We start from the raw sequence: 21,541 nt of genomic DNA, 5'->3' as shown, positions 1-21,541 counted from the left end.
TCTTCCTTGTCTCACCTTCGCCAGAATCTCATTGTCAAAAACCTACACCTGTGAGGAGGGGGAGAGGGGGAGAGGGGGAGAATTCCTTTCTTCCGAATTGACCCTCACCAGAATTTAGTTTTTCAGCAGACCCTATCTAAAAAGGGATATCATCTAAATTTTTATTTGTTTCAACAGGCGATATCTCTGTATCTTCTGTCAAAGTGTTTGCTTTAGGCTTAAAAGATTCTAATTCAACAACATTAGTTTCTGTAGATTCTTTAGATTCTGTAAATGTAGCTACAGGAATAGAAGCAGTAATAGGATAAACATGAGAGATATTTAATTCTGCTCGTTTTTCCTTTGTTCCCGAGGTATTTTCAAAGGTTCTCATGGCTAAACGACCTGTGAGAATAACTTGGTCACCCTGATTATATTTTTCTTTGATTTCTGATGCTGTATTACCCCATCCGATCGCTTTTAAAGTTCCTGGTGTATCATTTGCTCCTAAACCTTCGATTTCGATTAACATATGAGTCTGAGGTATTTGACTATCTTGAGTGTAGCGTAACTCTGGTTCACTGACAATTTTAGCCATTAAAATACAAGTATTCATAGTTTGATGTCCTTTTTAATGATCTATAAGAACAATTGTACTATTATTTGTCTCAGATAAGCTGTTAAAATCAAAATTATTTATTAGAAAGTATGAAAATTGCGATCGCACAACTTAACCCTACTATTGGTGATTTAGCGGGGAATGGACAGAAAATTATCAGTCAATCTCAACAAGCTAAAGCAGCTCAAGCGGATTTACTGTTAACTCCTGAGTTGTCTCTATGTGGTTACCCTCCTAGAGATTTATTGCTGAATCCTAATTTTGTGCAATCGAGTTTAGCTACTATCCTCGACTTAAGTAAACAAGTTGCTTGTCCAACTTTGGTAGGAACAGTGCAACCTAACCCTCAAGCTAACTCAGAAGGGGAAAAACCTCTCTATAATACCATGACGTTATTAGCAGAAGGTGAGGTTGAGAAAATCTTTGTTAAACGTTTACTACCTACTTATGATGTTTTTGATGAATATCGTTATTTCGCACCAGGAAGAGAAAGCAGCTTTTTAAGCTTAAATAATCTGCGCGTTGGTGTAACTATCTGTGAGGATTTATGGAATGATGAACAGTTTTGGGGAAGGAGAAATTATCGGGTTAATCCTGTAGCTGAATTAGCTGCATTAGGAGTAGATTTAATCCTTAACCTCTCTGCTTCTCCCTATACCGTGGGTAAACAGAAGTTGCGCGAAATCATGTTACAACACGCGGTAAGACGTTACAATATTCCTATCATCTATGTTAATCAGGTTGGGGGCAATGATGATCTAATTTTTGATGGTCAAAGTGTAGCTTTTAATCGTCAGGGTGAGGTCGTTTGTCGCGCTAAAAGTTTTCAAGAAGAGTTATTATTTGTTGAATTTGACCCTGTTACTCGGGATTTATTACCAAGTAATATTAATCCTCTTTCTAGTTGTGAGGCTGAGGAAATTTGGTCAGCATTGGTACTCGGAGTGCGAGATTATACTCATAAGTGTGGTTTTCAACAAGCTGTTTTGGGTTTGAGTGGTGGGATTGATTCTTCTTTAGTAGGGGCGATCGCTGTTGATGCTTTAGGAAAAGATAATGTCTTGGGAGTGATGATGCCTTCTCCCTATAGTTCTGAGAGTTCTGTATCAGATGCTACTAATTTAGCCAAAAATCTGGAAATCAAGACAATTAAATTACCGATTGAACACCTTATGAAAGGTTATGCTCAGGTTTTAGATCCTTTATTTGCAGGTACAGAATTCGGTATCGCTGAAGAAAACCTACAATCACGGATTCGGGGTAATTTGTTAATGGCGATCGCCAATAAGTTTGGTTATCTATTGTTATCTACAGGTAATAAATCAGAGATGGCGGTTGGGTATTGTACCCTTTATGGGGATATGAATGGAGGATTAGCGGTAATTGCTGATGTACCCAAAACCTTGGTTTATAGTCTCTGTGAGTGGTTAAATCGCGATCGCGAAGTTATCCCTGTCAATGTCTTGACTAAACCTCCTTCAGCGGAATTAAAACCTAATCAAGTAGATCAAGACTCTTTACCTACTTATGATATCCTTGACGATATCTTGGAGAGAAGTATCTGTCAACATCATTCTCAAGCTGAAATCATTGCAGCAGGATATGATTTACATACAGTGCAAAAAGTCTTAAAATTAGTAAGCAAAGCCGAATTTAAACGGAAACAAGCGCCACCTGGTTTGAAAGTAACCGATCGCGCTTTTGGTACTGGTTGGCGGATGCCTATTGCTAGTAAAATCGAGCTATGTTAGGTTAAATAGCTTTAGAATAAGTCTGAGTTTTCTGTTTTTTCAGATAGGTATCAAACACCGCAGCGATATTTCTAATTAATAGTCTTCCGGTGGGAGTTACCTCTATTCCTTCTTCTGAAAGTGTTAGTAATCCATCGGCTTCTAAGTCTTTGAGTTCGGGTATTTCTTGTCTAAAATAGGTTTCAAAGTCAAAATCAAAACCTAGATGATATTTTTGTTCTAAATCTCTTTGATTTAAACGAAACTGACACATTAATTCCATAATAATAGTACGTCGTAGAATGTCATCATGAGTGAGTTTTACTCCTCTTTCTATTGGGAATTTATGTTGTTCGATAGCTTGATAATAATCTCTTAAACGCTTCTGATTTTGAAAGTAACCATCGTAAAGCATACTGATAGAAGTCATCCCAAATCCTAATAAATCTGATTCGGGTTTAGTTGTATAACCTTGAAAGTTACGATGTAATTGACCTTCTCTTTGAGCGATCGCTAGTTCATCATTGGGTTTAGCAAAGTGATCCATACCAATATAAACATAACCATTATTGGTTAATTCTGTTATGGTCATTTGTAGAATAGCTAATTTTTCAGCAGCTGAGGGTAAAGCTGCTTGGGGTAAGTTTTTTTGGACTGGTTTTAACCAGGGTATATAAGCAAAATTAAAGACAGCGATACGATCTGGATTTAGCTTAATTGTTTTGGCGATAGTATCTCGAAAAGTTGCTAAATTTTGAAAAGGTAATCCATAAATTAAATCTACATTAACACTTTCAAAACCTGCAGATTTTATTGAGTCCATAACCTCGAATAAGATACTTTCTGGCTGAACTCTATTGATAGCTTGTTGAACTATATGATCAAAGTCTTGGATACCAAAACTAATGCGATTAAAGCCAAAACTTTTTAGGTTATAGATATAATTTCTATCTAGATATTTGGGATTAATTTCTAGGGAGATTTCTCCTTGATTATCTACTTTGAAAAACTGATTTATTTTGCTCCAGAGTAATTCGATTTGATGTAAGTTTAAATAATTAGGTGTTCCTCCACCCCAATGGAGTTGATGTACAATTCTCTCTGAATTAATTAAAGCTGCTGTTTGTTCAATATCTTTAATTAAATGTTTTAGATATATCTCTGCTAACTCTTTTTTTTGGGTAATTACTGTATTGCAACCACAAAAATAACAGGGGGTTTCACAAAAAGGTATATGACAATAGAGAGAAAGGGGAATTTGTCGATAGTTACCAATTTCTACAGCTGACAGAAAGTCTCTAGTGGTAAAATCTGGGGTTAATTGTGTTGCGGGAGGATAACTGGTATAGCGAGGTATAGGGCGATCGTATTTTTGTAATAAGTCACTATTAAATTGAACTGTTGATTGAGAAAAATTCATGATTTATCTTGAAGGTATTTTATGGCAATATTTATCTTGGGCGTCTTTGTAAAACGCCCTTAAGGATAATTGAATTGGGCTAAAATTCGGTTTTTATTCTGCGTTAATTAGTTCTACCGAAGTGTTCCCTACTGGTTTTTCTGTACTTCCTGGGATGTCTTGACGGGTAATCAAATCAAAAACATGATCGCCAATGGCTGCTTTTACTTCTGCTTCTAATGAGTGCATGACATCACGATTAAGTACAAAAGCATAGTTAGCCTCTGTGACAATTTTCTGGGCTAATTCTTCGTCAACAGGAAGACTATTGAGGGTATCGCGATACTTAAATTTAAAAGCTTTTCTTGCTTCTACAGAGGTAAAAGCATCAAACTCATAGAATTTTGTACCTTCGTTTTCTGGTAACTTAAGGGCTGAACGTACGATATGTTTTAACCCTTGACCTCCTGAAAGATCACCTAAATATCTTACATAGGAATGAGCAACCAGTAAAGCAGGTTCACTATTAGCTATTTCTTTGAGGCGATTTACGTATGCTTCACCCGCTGTAGACGGGGTGATCGTTTGTTGCCAATTATCACCGTAATAATAGGCTAAATCTTCGACTAGTTTGTCGCGACGATTGAGTTCAGGAAAATAAATTAATCCGACTACAGGATGTTCTCTATATCGGGATAATTCTTCTTCTAGGGTACTGTAAACAAAATATAGGTTAGCTAGTAGTTTACGGAAGGGTTCTTTTTCTACTATACCTTTGAGGAAACATTTCATATAAGCGGTATTTTCCGCCATGGTATGAGATTCTTTTGTCCCTTCTCGTAATTGGCTAGCTAGATTGGTGGTCATAAGTGAGATTCTCTTAAACCTAGTTTACGATATCTGATTATATAAGAATATCTAAGTTGACTTTTATCTATTCACAAAACTTAATGGTAATGATAGACATTAACCTAGATAAGATATGATTAGTTAGCCATTAAGCAAAATCCTAAGTAATTATGAACAACACAGCTTCTGCAACTTTGACTAAAAAAACCACCACGGAAGAAACTTTGTTAGCACCAAGATTTTATACAACAGATTTTGAAGCTGTCGCTAACATGGATATCTCCTCACAGGAAGAAGAGTTAAAAGCGATGATCGCCGAAATGCGTACCGACTATAATCGCGATCATTTTGTGCGAGATGAAGAGTTTCAACAATCCTGGGAACATATTGACGAAAAGACTCGCCGAGTTTTTATTGATTTTTTAGAACGTTCTTGTACTTCAGAATTTTCGGGATTTTTGTTGTTTAAGGAATTATCCCGTAAAATCAAGGATCGTAACCCAATTTTAGCAGAAATTTTTCATCTTATGGCACGGGATGAAGCCAGACACGCTGGTTTTCTTAATAAAGCCATGGCTGATTTTAATATCACTCTGGATTTGGGTTATCTTACTAAAAGTCGTACCTATACTTTTTTTAAGCCAGAATGGGTTATCTATGCGGTTTATCTCTCGGAAAAAATCGGCTATTGGCGTTATATTCTGATGTATCGTCATCTGCAAGAACACCCCGAATATCAGTTTTATCCTCTGTTTAGAATGTTTGAAAGTTGGTGTCAAGACGAAAACCGTCACGGGGATATCTTTAAGGCTTTATTGCGATCGCAGTCGGCGATGTGGAATAACTGGAGAGCTAAATTATGGGCAAAATTCTTCTTATTATCGGTATTTGCTACCCATACTTTAACTGTACACGAACGAGCTGATTTTTACGAAGCTATTGGACTAGATGCTCAAGAATACGATCGCGAGGTTATTCGCAAAACTAATGAAACCTCAGCCAGGGCTTTTCCTGTTACTCTTAATGTGGAACATCCTGCATTTTTCCCTAAATTAGAACGTTGTGCTCAACGTAATGAGACTTTAAAAGCGATCGAAGCTAGTAATAGTCCTAAAATTGTCAAATTCTTCCGTAAATTACCCATAATAACCGGAATTTTCACCGATTTATTACGCTTATATCTGATTCCTGCTCAAGACGCTGAGTCATTAAGAGGAGTTGTGCTATAGTGTGCTAGATTAAGATCAGATTTCCAACCAGGATAATCGAATTAAATGCAGCACGGATCGTGAGACTTTTGTCTCACTTTGCTCCTCAATTACTCTTTGCATAGTAGTGAAAACTTTAATTCTTAAATCAAAATTATCTACAATCGGTTAAGATTACCTTTAAGTTTAGTAAAGATAGCCTAGATGAGAATCTTAGTAACAGGTGGAGCTGGATTTATCGGCTCTCATCTTATCGATTGTTTGATGTCAGAAGGTCATGACGTCATTTGTTTAGATAACTTTTATACTGGTCATAAACGTAACATTGTTAAATGGCTAGGTAATCCTAAATTTGACCTAATTAGACATGATATTACTGAGCCTATTCGCTTAGAAGTTGACCAAATCTATCATTTAGCCTGTCCGGCTTCTCCTGTACATTATCAATATAATCCAGTTAAGACGATTAAAACCAATGTGATGGGAACTCTGAATATGCTAGGGCTAGCTAAGCGTGTCAAAGCCAGATTTTTACTAGCATCCACTTCAGAAGTATATGGAGATCCTGAAGTTCATCCCCAACCCGAAGAATATCGCGGTAATGTTAACTGTATTGGCTTGAGAAGTTGTTATGACGAAGGTAAACGGGTAGCAGAAACTCTAGCTTTTGATTATCATCGTGATAATAAAGTAGATATTCGTGTAGCGCGTATTTTTAATACCTATGGTCCGAGAATGTTATTTAATGATGGACGTGTAGTAAGTAATTTTGTGGTTCAAGCTTTACAAGAAAATCCACTTACTGTCTATGGTGATGGTTCTCAAACTCGGAGTTTTTGCTATGTATCTGACTTAGTGGATGGCTTGCAAAAATTGATGAACAATGATTATATTGGACCTGTTAATTTAGGAAATCCTGGAGAATATACCATCTTAGAATTAGCTAAAACTATTCAAGATATGGTTAATCCCGGCTTAGATTTAGTGTTTAAACCCCTTCCTCAAGATGATCCTCGTCGTCGTCAACCAGATATTACTAAAGCAAAACAATACCTCAATTGGTCACCGACAATACCTTTACAAGAAGGATTAGAATTAACCATCAAGGATTTTCGAGAACGTCTAGAAACAGGTAATTAAAATCAGAGGGAAAGAAAATTATGCGCGTTTGTGTGATTGGAACTGGTTATGTCGGTTTAGTAACAGGGGTTTGTTTAGCTCATATTGGACATGATGTTATTTGTGTCGATAATAATGAGGAAAAGGTTAAACTGATGAAATCAGGACAATCCCCTATTTATGAACCTGGACTCTCAGAATTAATGCAATCAAGCTCAGCTGCAGGTAAACTAGAATTTACGAGCGATTTACAAGCAGGTGTAGAGCATGGGGAAATCCTCTTTATCGCGGTGGGAACTCCAGCTTTACCTACGGGTGAAAGTGATACTCGTTATGTAGAAGCAGTAGCAAGAGGGATAGGATCTTATCTCAATGGTGGTTATAAGGTAATCGTTAATAAATCTACTGTTCCGATTGGTTCGGGTGATTGGGTGAGAATGATTATTCTAGAAGGAATGCAAGAACGTCAGAAAACCTTAGTAACTAGTAGCGGATCTAATCTAGATTCAACAGAAATGATCGCTAAGTTTGATGTGGTCAGTAATCCTGAGTTTTTACGGGAAGGATCTGCGGTTTATGATACTTTTAATCCCGATCGCATTGTCTTAGGAAGTAATAGTGAGCAAGCGATCGCTCTGATGGTTGAATTGTATCAACCTATTGTTGAGCGCAGGTTTGCAGCTGATGTAAATGCACCTCCTGTACCCGTGGTTATTACTGAGTTGAGTTCGGCAGAAATGATTAAATACGCAGCTAATGCTTTTTTAGCCACCAAAATTAGTTTTATTAATGAGGTGGCGAATATCTGCGATCGCGTTGGCGCTGATGTTACCCAAGTAGCTAAAGGTATTGGTTTAGACTCTCGCATTGGGTCAAAATTCTTACAAGCAGGTATTGGTTGGGGTGGCTCTTGTTTTCCTAAAGATGTTTCAGCCTTAATTCATACCGCCCAAGATTATGGTTACAATACAGAAATACTTAACTCTGCGGTTAAGGTCAACCAACAACAACGCCTAATAGTAATCGAGAAGTTACAAAAAGAATTAAAAATCCTTAAGGGCAAAACTATCGGTTTACTAGGTCTAACTTTTAAACCCGATACCGATGATATGCGCGATGCTCCCGCTTTAAATATTATTGCAGAACTCAACCGTTTAGGAGCAAAAGTCAAAGCCTACGATCCTATTGTCTCTCAATCAGGATTAAGTCATGGTTTATCCGATGTAATTATTGAAAGTGACGCAGAAATGCTCGCTGATGGTTGTGACGCTTTAGTTTTAGTCACAGATTGGCAAGAATTTCACCAACTTGACTATACTAAAATAGCTAAAGTTATGCAAAACCTGGTGATTATCGATGGACGTAATTTCCTAGATAAAGGCAAAATTGAAGCCGCAGGATTTAACTATATCGGTATAGGTAGATAGGAGGAGTTAGGAGTTAGGGGTTAGGGGGAACGGTTGAACGGTTGAACGGTTTTATTATTCCTATATATCATACTCCTCGTCTCCCCATCTTCCCCGTCTCCGCAGTCTCCGCAGTCTCCCTACTCCCTCTTGTTACAATCTAGTAAATTTTAAAGGTAAATCAGAGCCTTCTACATCTATAAATAGATAGGGTCCCTCTAAACGGAGATTGTAGGCTTTTTCTAAAGCTTGGAAAAATTGTTGTTCTTGATTCATCATCGCAGGTGGACACATCATTTGGGTAGAACCAATCAAATTAACGCTAAAATTAGTACCATCGAGTTGATAACTAGTAAAATAGCGATTGCATCCACCATTACCACCAATACGATTATCTTCACCAAATTCGATGGTGGTTTGCACGTTATCTACTACTCCTTTACCTGTTAAATCTTCTAGTAACCATTGACTACCAGTTAATTGATTTTGCTCAGACATAACTTTATTTAAAACTAAGTTAACTTCGTTACTATTACCCCTAGTCAGTACAGGATAAAATTGAGTAGTAGTAAAAAATAGTTGCTCATCGAGATAAATTTCTGCTCGCACTACATAAGTTTGTCGTTCTTGAATGGTATTAGGATCATAACTTAATGCAAAAGCAATCGGAACTTGTTCACCAGTGGTGATTATAGTTTGACTAGCTATTTCTATCGCTGCTACATCTTGACGAGAGGTATCTAATAATTTTACCTGGATAACTGCTCCTAAGGGTAAAGCTATTCTCTCTTGATAAGTAATTGTCCCACTTACTGTCCCTTTGGTCATATTCTCTGTGATTAAATTTCCTAACTCTTTGGGTTGATCACCGATAGTAATCTCACAAAACTCCTGATTAGTGGGAATAAACAAATTAACTGTTTGTTCTCCTCTAATATTAGAGTAATTAGTCCCTGTCTCTGTTGTTTCTGTTTGAGCTGGTGTATTTAACCAAGTAAGATTATCTTGATGGTAAACTGCTCTGATGATTATTTCTGTCTGAGCTTGAATAATGCTAACTGTATTACTAATTGCTAGACATTTAGCGATTTCTTGCTCTTGAGTTTGAGCATAGTTAGGAGGAGTAAGCAGAATCATTCCCGCGATTGTCCAGAATAGACTATAAACAATAAAAGAAAATTGATGTTTCATAAATAAATATATTGTTAAAGAGTAGAGCGATCGCTCATCAAAAAGGGGATATCTTCACTTGGGGAAGTTGAAAGATAGTCTCTAAATCATAGGTTACACTGACACTGGTAGTATTTTCATTACTAAACCATGCAAATCCAGGGTAATTATATACTAGATTTTCTCTAGTAAACACTACTTTACCAAAGCTTTAATTTTCTCTACCCTCTAACCTAGAGAATTAATCATTGCAAGACAAAATTACGTAAGTTGTGTAACTAATTCTTATGCAGTAGAAGAAGCAAGAAGAAATATTGCAGCTAAAAAATTTGGTTCAATTGAACAACTAGATACTCTCCTCGACAAAATTTGTGTTGATAACACTTTAATAATCAATTTACCTGTTTCACTTCCAGAAAAAGATATTCCAATTTTAGCTGGAGCAATCACTCTTGAATGTACTCATTTACTAACTGGTGATCAGAAATATTTGGGCTTTATTTTTGGTGAATTAGTCTTAGGAGTAAAGGTCTTTTCGCATCAATTAATGGCTAGAAAATTAGTAAACTTGGGATTAATAAAAAAGAAAGAATAGAGCAATACTAAAAAATACTTATTCAAAAAAATCTTGTTACCAAAGCTTTAATTTTCTCTTTGATTGACCAATGATTTAAATAACTCTTCGTAGCGATCTAACACTTTTTCAAATGAATAATAATTTTCTGCGTATTTTCTGCCATTTTCTCCTAATTTTTTTAAGATATCGGGTTGATGATATAAATCTTTAATTGCTTGGGCTAAAGCTTGGGGATTTTCTGGGGGTACAACTACTCCTCCTTGACTTTTTTCTACTGCTAGGGCTGCTGTACCTAATGCTGGCACTGAGGCGATTATAGGGCAACCACTTGCTAATAATAATTGGATTTTTGAGGGCATATTAAAGTTAATGACGTTATGTTTTTGCATGACTAGACCTATGTCTGCACTCCCTAACATATCGGGTAGTTTCTCTCTAGGTTGAAAGGGTAATAAGAGGATATTATTGAGTTTTTTCGCTTCTGCTTGTAGTTTTAATTGAGCGATCGCCTTTTTTTCACCAACAATGACAATGACAATCTGCTCAATTGCTTTTAAATATTTACCCGCTTCTATGAGGTTTTCTAATCCTTGGGTTAAAGCTATATTTCCTGAATATAAGACTATAAATTTATCTTTAAGATTATTCTCTTGACGAAAATTACTGTCAGTTTTTTCTCTTGGTTTAATAAAATTTATATCTACCCAATTACTGATTTCAACTAATTTATTTTCAGGTACTCCTTTTTTTAATAAGTTATTTTGAAAACTTTCAGTTATTACGCTAATTTTATCAGCATTATTATAGGCAAATCGTTCTAATTTTCTCAAAATATTAATGAGTTGAGGATTAGTAATTAAGCCGACATGAATAGCAGCATCTGGTAAAATGTCTTGTACATTGAGAACCAAAGGACGACGATAAATTTTACTTAAAATAACTCCAGGAAGACATACAGGTAAACCCGGTATTGTCAAAAAAATAAGATCAGGACAAGGTGTTCTCAAGCATTGCCAAAAACTTAAAAATATGAAACTTAATTCAAAGAAAACACGATTGCGAAAATTTCTCTCAGTACGACTCCAGACATAACAACGTGCTAAACTAATCCCATTGAGTCTCTCCCTAGTGTATAGTTTACCTCTATACTCAGGATAAATTTCACTTTCAGGATAAGATGGCATTGCCGTACTAACGTGTACTTCATGACCTCTTCTCGCTAGTCCTTCTGCTAATTCTGTCATTAAAGGAGCGATACCGATTGGTTCAGGGTAATAATTATAAGAATAAATCAGAATGCGCATAGGAGTGGGTCATAAGCCTTTGATTTAAGAGATTAGGAAATTTTTAAAAGAGCCTTCAAAGCTTGTAAAATTAAGTGAGTTTAACCTCAATTCAGGTTGGGGACATAAAAATATAAAAGATAGCATAACATAACAACAGCTAAAATCGTCATGAGTAAATTTGTTTTTATTACTGGTGGAGTAGTTTCTAGTATTGGTAAGGGGATTGTAGCTGCTAGCTTGGGAAGACTGCTAAAATCTCGCAATTACTCCATTTCTATATTAAAATTGGACCCCTATATTAACGTTGATCCAGGGACAATGAGTCCTTTTCAACATGGAGAAGTATTTGTTACTGATGATGGTGCCGAAACTGACCTAGATTTAGGACATTATGAACGCTTTACTGATACTCCTATGTCTCGTCTCAATAGTGTGACTACTGGTTCAATTTATCAAGCGGTGATTAATAAGGAACGTAGAGGAGATTATATGGGGGGTACTGTCCAAGTGATTCCTCATGTTACTAATGAAATTAAAGAGAGGATACATAGGGTAGCTAAAAATACTAATTCAGATTTAGTAATTACCGAAATTGGGGGAACGGTAGGGGATATCGAGTCTTTACCTTTTTTAGAAGCTATTCGTCAATTTCGTAAAGACGTAGGCAGAAATAACGTGTTATATACTCATGTTACCTTGATTCCTTGGATTCAAGCAGCAGGAGAGATGAAGACTAAACCAACACAACATTCGGTTAAGGAGTTGCGCTCAATTGGGATTCAACCAGATATACTGGTGTGTAGGTGCGATCGCCCTTTACAAGCGGGAATGAAGGAGAAACTCTCAGAATTTTGCGATGTTCCCGTAGAATCGGTGATTACAGCGGTGGATGCTTCTAGTATCTACGAAGTACCCTTAATTCTAGAAGCAGAAGGATTAGCTAAACAAACCCTCAGTCTCTTGAAATTAGAAACTAGAGAGCCAAATTTAACCCAATGGAGTACTCTAGTTGATAAGATGAACTCTAGAAGTCATAAGTTAGATATTGGGATAGTAGGGAAATATATCCAGCTAAGTGCTGCTTATTTATCAGTAGTAGAAGCTTTAGGTCACGCGGCGATCGCCTCTGATACAGAACTGAACATCCAGTGGATTAATGCTGAAGATATCGAAATCGAAGACGCAGAGACACACCTGAAAGATATCGGGGGTTTAATAGTTCCTGGTGGGTTTGGTAGTAGAGGAGTAGAGGGAAAAATTAAAGCGATTCAGTATGTTAGAGAAAAGAAAATACCCTTTTTGGGATTATGTTTAGGAATGCAATGCGCTGTAATTGAATGGGCGAGAAATTTAGCTAATCTCCACGGTGCAAATAGTTCAGAATTAGATCCTGAAACGCAAAATCCTGTGATTAACCTTTTACCAGAACAACAGGATGTCATTGATTTAGGGGGAACAATGCGCTTAGGGTTATATCCCTGTCGTCTCTCTCACGATAGTTTAGCTTATTCTCTTTATCAACAAGAGGTTATTTATGAACGTCATCGACATCGTTATGAGTTTAATAACGCTTATCGCAATGGATTTATAGAAAAGGGTTATCGGGTGAGTGGAACTTCTCCTGATGGACGTTTAGTAGAGATTATCGAGTTAGCAGATCATCCTTTCTTTATCGCTACCCAATTTCACCCTGAATTTTTGTCTCGTCCTAATAATCCTCACCCCTTATTTTTGGGATTAGTTAAAGCCGCTTTAGCTACTAATATCGAATCGAAAATAAAAAGCTCTTGTTGAGTTAGGTATTAGGTGTTAGGTAAAAGGGAGTAGGGTGTAGGGTTTTAGGTTTTAGGTGCTATTATTCCTATATATCATACTCCCTCTTACCTGAGTGCATGAATACCTCATTCTTAATTCTTAATTCTTCATTTCCCTTCTCCCCTCTTCCTGCAGCTCCCCTATTCTCTCTTCCCTAAAGCCAAAGATCTAGCAGCTGCAGCTTTCACCGCTTCTATAAGGGCGCTACGAAAGGCGGCTTTTTCTAATTCAGCTACCCCTGCGATAGTAGTTCCTCCTGGACTAGTGACACGGTCTTTTAACTCAGCGGGGTGTAGTCCTTGAGTTTCTAAGAGTTTAGCTGTCCCGAGGACGGTTTGTAGGGCTAATTCCGAGGCGATCGCTCTAGGTAATCCTGCGGCTACTCCGCCATCGCTTAAAGCTTCTATCATCAAAGCCACATAAGCAGGACCAGATCCTGATAAACCTGTAACTGCGTCCATAAGATTTTCTGGGACTTCTACTACTTTACCAATAGCGTTGAGGAGTAAACGTCCTTGGGTTACTTGTTGAGTAGTTACTTGTTTTCCTGGGGTTATAGCTGTAATTCCATGTCCTACAGTTGCCGGTGTATTAGGCATCGCTCTAATGACGGGATAATCAGGAAATCCTGCTTCTAGACGTTCTAGGGTGACTCCCGCGAGAATGGAGATAATTAGGGGTTTAGGGTTTAGGGGAGTATCTAGGGATAATTCCGTTAAGACTGTGTTGAGTACTTGTGGTTTAATCGCTAATAAGACTACTTCTGTTCCTTCTATAACTTGCTGATTCTGATTAGTTACTTGTACTTGATAGGTTTGAGAGAGAAAATCAAGACGATTAGAGGAGCGATCGCTAACTAGAATCGTTCCTGGTGCAGAGATTTGCTGTTGAATGAAGCGAGATAAAATAGCTTCCGCCATTACCCCACCTCCAATGATACCTAGTTTGATAGACATCCTCTATTGTATAACACGACTAGATTGATTTCCCCAATTGGGATTAGTAGCAATTTTGGCTATTTTGGGTGTTTCTGATTCGGTTATTTCGCTAACTATACCAGTGATTGTGCTCACTTTAACGGAGTTAGGGGTAAACAGAAAGATACTTTCACCGATGCGTTCTTGATTACCGTCGATAGCGTAAGTACCTCCTGCGACGAAATCTACAGCTCTTTGTGCTTCTTCAGGATCCATTACGTTGAGATTTAATACTACAGAACGTCTTTCTTTTAAGATCTGAATTACTTTAGGCATTTCGGCGAAGGAGTGAGGTTCAATCACCACGACTTCTGAACTAGCTTGATTAATACCTGGCATACCAATTACATTATTACTTCTTGGGGTAGAGTTGAGCACTGTATCTGTTCCTGTATTAGAAAATTCTGTGTAACGTCGGCGATAGGAAGGAGTTTCCGATTCTTGTTCTACTGGTTTTTCGGTATAGCGAGAACTACTTGTTGGTGTCTCGGTAATTTCTTCTTCTTCGATATAGTCGTATTCGTCTAAGTCATCACTTTCGTTAATACCAACGATGTCTTTTAATTTTTTCCACATATTAGATTTTTCTAGTTTAGTTAATGGCTAAATTTTCCCATATTAGCAAGTTTTGTAGTTAAAAACTTTAGATTAATTTTAGGCTAATTAGTGCAAGAAGTGACGAACTCCTGTCAAAATCATAATCAGACCTAGTTCGTTAGCTGCTTTGATAGAATCGTTATCTCTAATTGACCCACCAGGTTGAATAATAGCACTAATTCCCGCGGCAGCTGCTGTGCGGACTGAATCATCAAAGGGAAAAAAGCCATCACTAGCTAAAACTGCTCCTGTAGCTTGATTTTCGGCTGTTTCTAGGGCTATTTTTACTGAACCTACGCGGTTCATTTGTCCTGCACCTATACCTACAGTTGTCTTGTTTTTGCTAATAACGATACTGTTAGATTTTACATGTTTAGCGACTTTCCAAGCAAAGATTAACTCTTGCATTTGTTCGGTGTCGGGGTGGAGTTGGGTGACTACTTCCCAAGTTTTGGGTTCATCAGGTGCTGAGTCTGTAGTTTGCACCAGGAGACCTCCTGCGATCGCTTTAAGACTATATGCAGGTCCAGAAGTGATGGTTGGTAATACCAATACCCGTAGATTAGATTTTTTACCGAGGATTTGTTGTGCTTCGGCTGTACATCCAGGAGCTACCACACATTCTAAAAAGGTTTTGGTTAATTCTTTAGCTGTATCTGCGTCTATAGGTTGATTAAGAGCAACAATCCCGCCAAAAGCTGATACCGAGTCAGCAGCTAAAGCCTTTTCATAGGCTTCTAGTAAGGTATTGCCTAGGGCTACGCCACAGGGGTTAGTATGTTTGAGAATAGCGGCCACTGGGGCTTCTTCTGGGGGAAATTCGCTGATAATTCCTCTAGCTGCTTCTAAATCCACTAAATTATTATAACTAAGCTCTTTACCTTGAATTTTCAAAGCTGTTGTCCATCCCTTGGGTTTATTCCCTATTTGATACCAAGCTGCTTGTTGATGGGGATTTTCTCCGTAACGTAATGCTTGTATTTGTTCTCCTGCTACGGCAAAATTATGGGGTAAGGTACTATTAGATTCGTAATTAGCTAGGTAACTGGCGATCGCCTGGTCATAGATTTGTGTTTGTTGAAAAGCTGCTACCGCCATATCTCTACGAAAATCGAGACTAGCTGTTGTCTCTTCACTTTTACTTAATTCTGTGAGATAGTTCTCATAACTATGGGGATTAGCTAATACTGTTGTATGAGCGAAATTTTTAGCCGCCGCGCGTAATAATGCTACCCCACCGATATCTATTTGTTCGATCGCTTCGGCTAGGGTTACTCCTGCTTTAGCGATGGTTTGTTCAAAAGGGTATAAGTTAACTACTACTAAATCGATTGCGCGAATTTGATTAGCTTCTAAGTCTGCTAAATCTGTGGCTACATCTCTTCTGGCTAAAATACCTCCATGAATACGCGGGTGTAAAGTTTTCACTCTTCCCCCGAGTATTTCTGGAGATTGGGTATAGTCGCTGACTTTAGTCACAGGTAAACCTGCTTCGGTTAATATTTTAGCTGTTCCACCACTGCTAATCAACTCAAAGTCAAAATCTTGTACTAATTTGCTGGCTAATTCTACGATACCAGTTTTATCCCAAACACTCAGTAAAGCTAAACGCGACATCACTACTAAAAATTTAAATAGGGTTTATTACTTATCTTATCTTATTAGGGATAGATAGGTTTAATAGTTAAATCCTGATAAAATTGCTCTTGAATCAATTCGACTTTTGACTCAGCTGAGAGTAATAATAAAGCCCAAAACACCCCAACGCGATCCTGACTATTGAATAAAATCAATAACTCTTCTAACTGTAAACAAGTTAACTCAAATTCTTTATGTGAGTCTAAAAACTCTCCTAGGGAATTAGCTATCTCTGTTAAATTCTCCTGATGGGCTAATTGAGTGATTAATTGTGCTTTAACCTTAGCTGAAGTCTTAGAACGCTTAACTCTGGTTTTTTCAGTGAATTTAGCTTCTAATTCGCGGATTTGGGTGATTAACTCCGTTAAAGTAACCCGACGTTGACGTAAAGGAGGAGCAGAAGTTCTTCTACGTAAATGTTTTTCTAGAGAAACGGCTACTCTAGGATTTCTAGTAGCTAATTCTAACTCTGTTTCTGGTTCTAGAGACTCGATCGTATCTACTTCAGGTTCGGTCAAACTATTAGCTTTGAGTAAGACTAACATCGAAGCCCAGAGAAAAGTCTGTCCAGATTGAGCTAAATCAGCTTTTTCGGGTAATTCTTTTAAAAAACGATCGATAATCTCGATAACTTGCACATCCCAGGGGTCAATTTCACCAGTTTCGGCTAATTCAATTAATTTGGCGATCGCTATTTGTGCGGGAGTTGAATTCATAAAATCTCTAGACAGTTTGAACAGATGGATATAGACTGCTAAATAAAGATTATGACTTTTACAACCAAGAGAAGTCGAACTTTATACTAAATAACCAGAAAAAATTATGACCGTTGCTACAGCAAGCTTTCCCCTTGATCTAGGTGCATATAAAACCATTACCCTAGATCCTAGTCAAAAAACTCTCACTTCCGAACAAAAACAAGCCCTTCAGGCTAATATACAACTTTGTCGCGATGCGATCATCTTTTTTACCGCTACAGGTGCAGCTAGAGGTGTAGGAGGTCATACAGGTGGTCCTTATGACACAGTACCAGAAGTAATGATTCTCGATGCTCTGTTCAGAACTTCTCCTGATAAATTCGTCCCCATTTTCTTTGATGAAGCCGGACACAGAGTAGCGACTCAATACCTAATGGCAACTCTCCACGGGGAATTACCCGCAGAACGTCTGTTACGTTATCGTGAAGCCCACTCAGGATTACCTGGACACCCCGAATTAGGACTAACACCAGGGGTTAAATTCAGTTCAGGACGTTTAGGACATTTATGGCCCTATATTAACGGTGTAGCTCTAGCTAACCCTGGTAAAACCGTATTTTGTCTTGGTTCTGATGGTTCTCAACAAGAAGGTGATGACGCTGAGGCTGCTCGTCTATCCGTAGCCCAACAAATAAATGTTAAACTACTTATCGACGCTAATGACGTAACCATCGCGGGACATCCTTCGCAATATCTACCAGGTTATGACCTGAATAAAACCCTCTCAGGACACGGATTAAGCATTTTAGAAGGGGATGGAGAAGATATCGACGGTTTATATAGTCGTATTTGTGAAGCGATTAGCACCCCTGGACCTGTAGCTGTAATTAACCATCGTCCTATGTGCGTAGGTATCGAAGGTTTAGAAGGCTCAACCCATGGACACGACGTTATCTCCGTTAAATTGGCTTTACAATACTTAGAAAAACGTGGTTTAACCGCAGCGGTTGAATATCTCAATAGTATCGAAAAACCCAAACAAAGTTATACTTTTCTCGGCTCTAGTACAACTATGGGTTCTAACCGCAACGTCTTTGGGGACGCGGTAGTCTCGGTTTTAAGCAATTTGACTGAGTCAGAACGCAAAAATCAGGTACTCTGTGTAGATAGCGATTTAGAAGGTTCTTGTGGACTCAAACAAATCCGCGATGCGTTCCCTGAAATCTACGTCAGTGGTGGAATTATGGAAAGAGGTAACCTATCAGCAGCGGCTGGTTTTGGGATGGAAAAAGGTAAACAGGGTATCTTTGCTACCTTTAGCGCTTTCTTAGAAATGTGCATCTCTGAAATTACCATGGCGCGTTTAAACTTCTCTAACCTACTCTGTCATTTCTCCCACGCGGGAATCGATGATATGGCGGATAATACCTGTCACTTTGGTATTAATAATTTCTTCGCTGATAATGGTTTAGATGATGGTTACCCCACTAGCTTATATTTCCCCGCTGATGCTAATCAAATGAAAGCTTGTGTTAAAGCGGTTTTCTTTGACCCTGGTTTACGCTTTATCTTCTCTACACGTTCTAAAGTACCTAATATCCTCAATAGCGAGGGTAATGATTTCTTTGGTGATGATTATACCTTTGTTCCTGGTAAAGATGAAGTGATTCGCGAAGGAACAGCAGGTTATATCGTTAGCTTTGGGGATGGTTTATATCGTTCTCTAGATGCGGTAGAACGTCTTAAACAAGAGGGTATCGATATCGGTTTAATCAATAAACCTACTCTCAATGTTGTCGATGAAGAGATAATGACTAAAATTGGTCAATCTCCTCTAGTTGTGGTAGTAGAAGCCTTTAACCGTCGTACTGGTTTAGGTAGTCGTTTTGGCTCTTGGTTACTAGAACGTGGTTTTACACCTAAATTCGCTTATCTCGGTACTCATAAAGAGGGCTGCGGTGGACTTTGGGAACAATTCCCCCACCAAGGAATCGACCCCGAGGGAATCATGAGTAAGGTTAAAGAGTTACTCGGTTAATTAAGTCAGGGTGCGTTAAATTAACGCATCCTAATTTCTTTTAGATGATAATATAAAAATTAACCTCTAGGTTAAGTTATTTTATAATACTCATGCCCACATTTTTGCTTGAAATTGGTACAGAAGAATTACCCGCAGACTTTGTTAATAGTGCTCTACAACAATGGGAAGAATATATCCCTATTAGTCTCCAACAAGAATTATTAACCCCAGAAAGTATCAAAATTTACGGCTCGCCACGACGTCTCAGCGTACTGATTACAGGGTTAAATAGTAGCCAAGAAGATAGAGAGGAAGAAATAACAGGACCTGCAGTTCAAGCAGCTTTTAAAGATGGTCAACCTACAGCAGCAGCCATCGGATTTGCTCGTAAACAAGGGGTAGATGTTACTGCTCTCTCTACTAAACTTACCGATAAGGGAGAGTTTGTCTTTGTTCAGAAAAAAATAGTCGGTGCAGCGACGGCTACTTTGTTACAGCGTCTAATTCCTCAATGGATTGCTAAACTCCAAGGAAGACGTTTTATGCGTTGGTCTGACGGTGATTTACGTTTCCCTCGTCCGATTCGTAGTTTGATAGCTTTGTTAGATCAGGAATTATTACCTGTAGAATTGGTGAATGGTTCTCATACTCTCAAAAGCGATCGCCATAGTCAGGGACATCGAGTCTTACACCCAGAATCAGTAGTTATTAACAACGCTTCTGATTATCTAGATGCTCTTCAACAAGCTTATATAGAAGTTGACCCCCAAATAAGATATAATAAGATTACTGAACAAATTCAGTCTCAAGCAGCTAAATACAACGCTACAGCCATTTTATCAGAGGATTTACTCACAGAAGTAGTTAATCTGGTAGAATGGCCCACGGCTATTGTGGGTGAGTTTGAAGCAAAATTCCTCAGTTTACCTACAGAGGTAATCACTACGGTAATGGTAACCCATCAACGCTATTTTCCTTTACAAGATAGTCAGGGTAACCTCTTACCTCGGTTTATTACTATTAGTAATGGTGACCCTGATAAGTCAACGATTATTGCTTCGGGAAATGAACGGGTAATTAGGGCTAGATTAGCAGATGCTCAATTCTTTTATCAAGCAGATTGTGATGAACACCTCGAAAGTTATCTACCTCAGTTAGAAAACGTCACTTTTCAAGAAGAGTTAGGCTCAATGCGCGATAAGGTAGATCGCATTATGGAAATTAGCCAACTTCTCTGTGACCAATTACGACTCAATAATCAACAACGTAACGAAATCGAAAGTACCGCTATGTTGTGTAAAGCAGATTTAGTCACCCAAATGGTCTATGAATTTCCCGAGTTACAGGGAATTATGGGAGAAAAGTACGCTTTAGTTAGTGGTGAATCTCCAATAGTGGCTCAAGGTATCCGTGAACATTATCTCCCAAGAACCGCAGAAGATCAACTACCCCAATCTCTCACAGGACAAGTTGTGGGCATTAGCGATCGCCTTGATACCCTAGTTAATATCTTTGGGTTGGGTTTACTCCCGACTGGTTCTTCTGATCCTTTTGCCCTACGTCGTGCAGCTAATGGTATTATTTTAATTACTTGGTCTGCAGAATTTCCGATTGACTTACAGGATTTACTCACACAAATTGCTCATGATTTTGTCACCACTCATCCCGATAAACCCTCCCCTCTACCCCAACTAGAAGAATTTTTTAGTCAAAGAATTCGTACTCTCTTGCAGGATGAGTTAAATATTGACTATGATTTAGTTAACGCAGTCCTACCTGAAGGGGATAGGGAGTATTTAGAACGAGCTTTAAGTAATTTGTTAGATGTACGCGATCGCGCTGTTTTCCTACAACAAATACGCAATAATGGTTCACTAGCAGAAATTTATGAAACCGTTAACCGTTCTACCAAATTAGCTATCAAAGGAAACCTGGATACGAGTAGTCTAACAGCTAAATCTCTGATTAACCCCACCATCTTTGAGAAAAACTCAGAAACCGCTTTCTATCAAGCACTTGTAGAATTAGAACCAACTACAATTCAAGCTCAAAAAGAGCGCAATTACCAACTCTTGGTAGAAGCTTTAGCTAAAATTAACCCTATTGTTGCTAATTTTTTTGATGGGGAGGATAGTGTCTTAATTATGGCTCAAGATTCCGCCATTAGAGAGAATAGACTTAATTTACTAGGGTTATTGCGCAATCACACCAGAGTTTTAGCAGATTTTGGGGCGATCGTTAAAAGTTAACTAAGTAGGTAAGTAGGTAGTGCAGTATTTAATCTAGCCAAATCGAGCAATTAGCGCTTTCTAGCTTCAATATAGCATCACCATCAATGGTGAAGGCAACTGCCTGCAAAGCACGTAGCATAATATTACGTGCGCCGTTTACATCTCTTAATAATTGTGTACCACATTTAGGGCATTTAAATACTTTTGCTCCTCCTAATTTAGA

17 protein-coding genes are annotated in these 21,541 nt (G+C 38.1%); 7 read left to right on the top strand and 10 right to left on the bottom strand.

Going from position 1 to position 21,541, the window contains the following annotated elements; all coding sequences use genetic code 11:
• Positions 1-136: 136 nt before the first annotated feature.
• Positions 137-595 carry a single-stranded DNA-binding protein gene (locus EA365_12910; GenBank protein ID TVQ43318.1) on the bottom strand — a complete coding sequence of 153 codons (459 nt, stop codon included), beginning with the start codon at positions 593-595 and terminating at the stop codon, positions 137-139.
• Positions 596-687: 92 nt separating this feature from the next.
• Here EA365_12910 and EA365_12905 point away from each other — a divergent pair, with 92 nt between their 5' ends.
• Entirely contained in the window at positions 688-2,349 is a 1,662-nt protein-coding gene (locus EA365_12905) for an NAD+ synthase (protein TVQ43317.1), read from the top strand.
• Between the two features lies 1 nt (position 2,350).
• On the opposite strand, the gene hemN is transcribed toward EA365_12905, so the two are convergent.
• Both hemN and EA365_12895 read right to left on the bottom strand, forming a co-directional pair.
• The gene (gene hemN / locus EA365_12900) at positions 2,351-3,748 is read right to left on the bottom strand and encodes an oxygen-independent coproporphyrinogen III oxidase (protein TVQ43316.1); all 1,398 of its coding nucleotides are present in this window, start codon (positions 3,746-3,748) and stop codon (positions 2,351-2,353) included.
• Positions 3,749-3,841: 93 nt separating this feature from the next.
• Positions 3,842-4,594, bottom strand: coding sequence for a heme oxygenase (biliverdin-producing) (locus tag EA365_12895; protein TVQ43315.1), 753 nt, complete (start codon positions 4,592-4,594; stop codon positions 3,842-3,844).
• Positions 4,595-4,746: 152 nt separating this feature from the next.
• On the opposite strand from EA365_12895, the gene acsF reads away from it, so the two are divergent.
• The 3 genes from acsF (at position 4,747) to EA365_12880 (ending at position 8,330) form a co-directional block, all read left to right on the top strand.
• Positions 4,747-5,805, top strand: a complete 1,059-nt coding sequence (gene acsF, locus EA365_12890; GenBank protein ID TVQ43314.1) for a magnesium-protoporphyrin IX monomethyl ester (oxidative) cyclase — start codon at positions 4,747-4,749, stop codon at positions 5,803-5,805.
• Between the two features lie 183 nt (positions 5,806-5,988).
• The gene (locus EA365_12885; protein ID TVQ43313.1) at positions 5,989-6,924 is read left to right on the top strand and encodes an SDR family oxidoreductase; all 936 of its coding nucleotides are present in this window, start codon (positions 5,989-5,991) and stop codon (positions 6,922-6,924) included.
• Positions 6,925-6,944: 20 nt separating this feature from the next.
• The gene (locus EA365_12880; protein ID TVQ43312.1) at positions 6,945-8,330 is read left to right on the top strand and encodes a UDP-glucose/GDP-mannose dehydrogenase family protein; all 1,386 of its coding nucleotides are present in this window, start codon (positions 6,945-6,947) and stop codon (positions 8,328-8,330) included.
• A gap of 132 nt (positions 8,331-8,462) precedes the next feature.
• On the opposite strand, the gene EA365_12875 is transcribed toward EA365_12880, so the two are convergent.
• On the bottom strand, positions 8,463-9,500 hold the full coding sequence (locus EA365_12875) for an META domain-containing protein (GenBank protein ID TVQ43311.1): 1,038 nt from the start codon (positions 9,498-9,500) through the stop codon (positions 8,463-8,465).
• A 621-nt stretch (positions 9,501-10,121) separates the two neighbouring features.
• Positions 10,122-11,360, bottom strand: coding sequence for a colanic acid biosynthesis glycosyltransferase WcaI (wcaI, locus tag EA365_12870; GenBank protein ID TVQ43310.1), 1,239 nt, complete (start codon positions 11,358-11,360; stop codon positions 10,122-10,124).
• A 150-nt stretch (positions 11,361-11,510) separates the two neighbouring features.
• Between wcaI and EA365_12865 the strand changes: the two genes are divergently transcribed.
• Positions 11,511-13,136 carry a CTP synthase gene (locus tag EA365_12865; protein ID TVQ43309.1) on the top strand — a complete coding sequence of 542 codons (1,626 nt, stop codon included), beginning with the start codon at positions 11,511-11,513 and terminating at the stop codon, positions 13,134-13,136.
• 161 nt (positions 13,137-13,297) lie between these two features.
• Here the strand turns inward: EA365_12865 and proC are convergent, their stop codons facing one another.
• From proC to EA365_12845, 4 genes are all read right to left on the bottom strand, one after another.
• Positions 13,298-14,113 (bottom strand): pyrroline-5-carboxylate reductase, encoded by an 816-nt coding sequence (proC, locus tag EA365_12860; GenBank protein ID TVQ43308.1) that lies wholly within the window; start codon positions 14,111-14,113, stop codon positions 13,298-13,300.
• 3 nt (positions 14,114-14,116) lie between these two features.
• A complete protein-coding gene (locus tag EA365_12855) occupies positions 14,117-14,710 on the bottom strand; it encodes a cell division protein SepF (protein ID TVQ43307.1) in 594 nt (197 codons plus the stop codon).
• Positions 14,711-14,797: 87 nt separating this feature from the next.
• Complete coding sequence (purH, locus tag EA365_12850) at positions 14,798-16,348, bottom strand: bifunctional phosphoribosylaminoimidazolecarboxamide formyltransferase/IMP cyclohydrolase PurH (GenBank protein ID TVQ43306.1); 1,551 nt, start codon at positions 16,346-16,348, stop codon at positions 14,798-14,800.
• 44 nt (positions 16,349-16,392) lie between these two features.
• Entirely contained in the window at positions 16,393-17,085 is a 693-nt protein-coding gene (locus tag EA365_12845) for a segregation/condensation protein A (GenBank protein ID TVQ43305.1), read from the bottom strand.
• A gap of 106 nt (positions 17,086-17,191) precedes the next feature.
• On the opposite strand from EA365_12845, the gene EA365_12840 reads away from it, so the two are divergent.
• The gene (locus EA365_12840) at positions 17,192-19,105 is read left to right on the top strand and encodes a transketolase (protein ID TVQ43304.1); all 1,914 of its coding nucleotides are present in this window, start codon (positions 17,192-17,194) and stop codon (positions 19,103-19,105) included.
• Between the two features lie 92 nt (positions 19,106-19,197).
• A complete protein-coding gene (locus tag EA365_12835) occupies positions 19,198-21,336 on the top strand; it encodes a glycine--tRNA ligase subunit beta (protein TVQ43303.1) in 2,139 nt (712 codons plus the stop codon).
• A 28-nt stretch (positions 21,337-21,364) separates the two neighbouring features.
• On the opposite strand, the gene EA365_12830 is transcribed toward EA365_12835, so the two are convergent.
• The coding region (locus EA365_12830) for a hypothetical protein (GenBank protein TVQ43302.1) at positions 21,365-21,541 on the bottom strand (177 nt) is incomplete at its 5' end.

It is taken from the genome of Gloeocapsa sp. DLM2.Bin57, assembly GCA_007693955.1.
Taxonomy (GTDB): domain Bacteria; phylum Cyanobacteriota; class Cyanobacteriia; order Cyanobacteriales; family Gloeocapsaceae; genus Gloeocapsa.
This window is presented reverse-complemented; position numbering and strand designations above follow the sequence as displayed.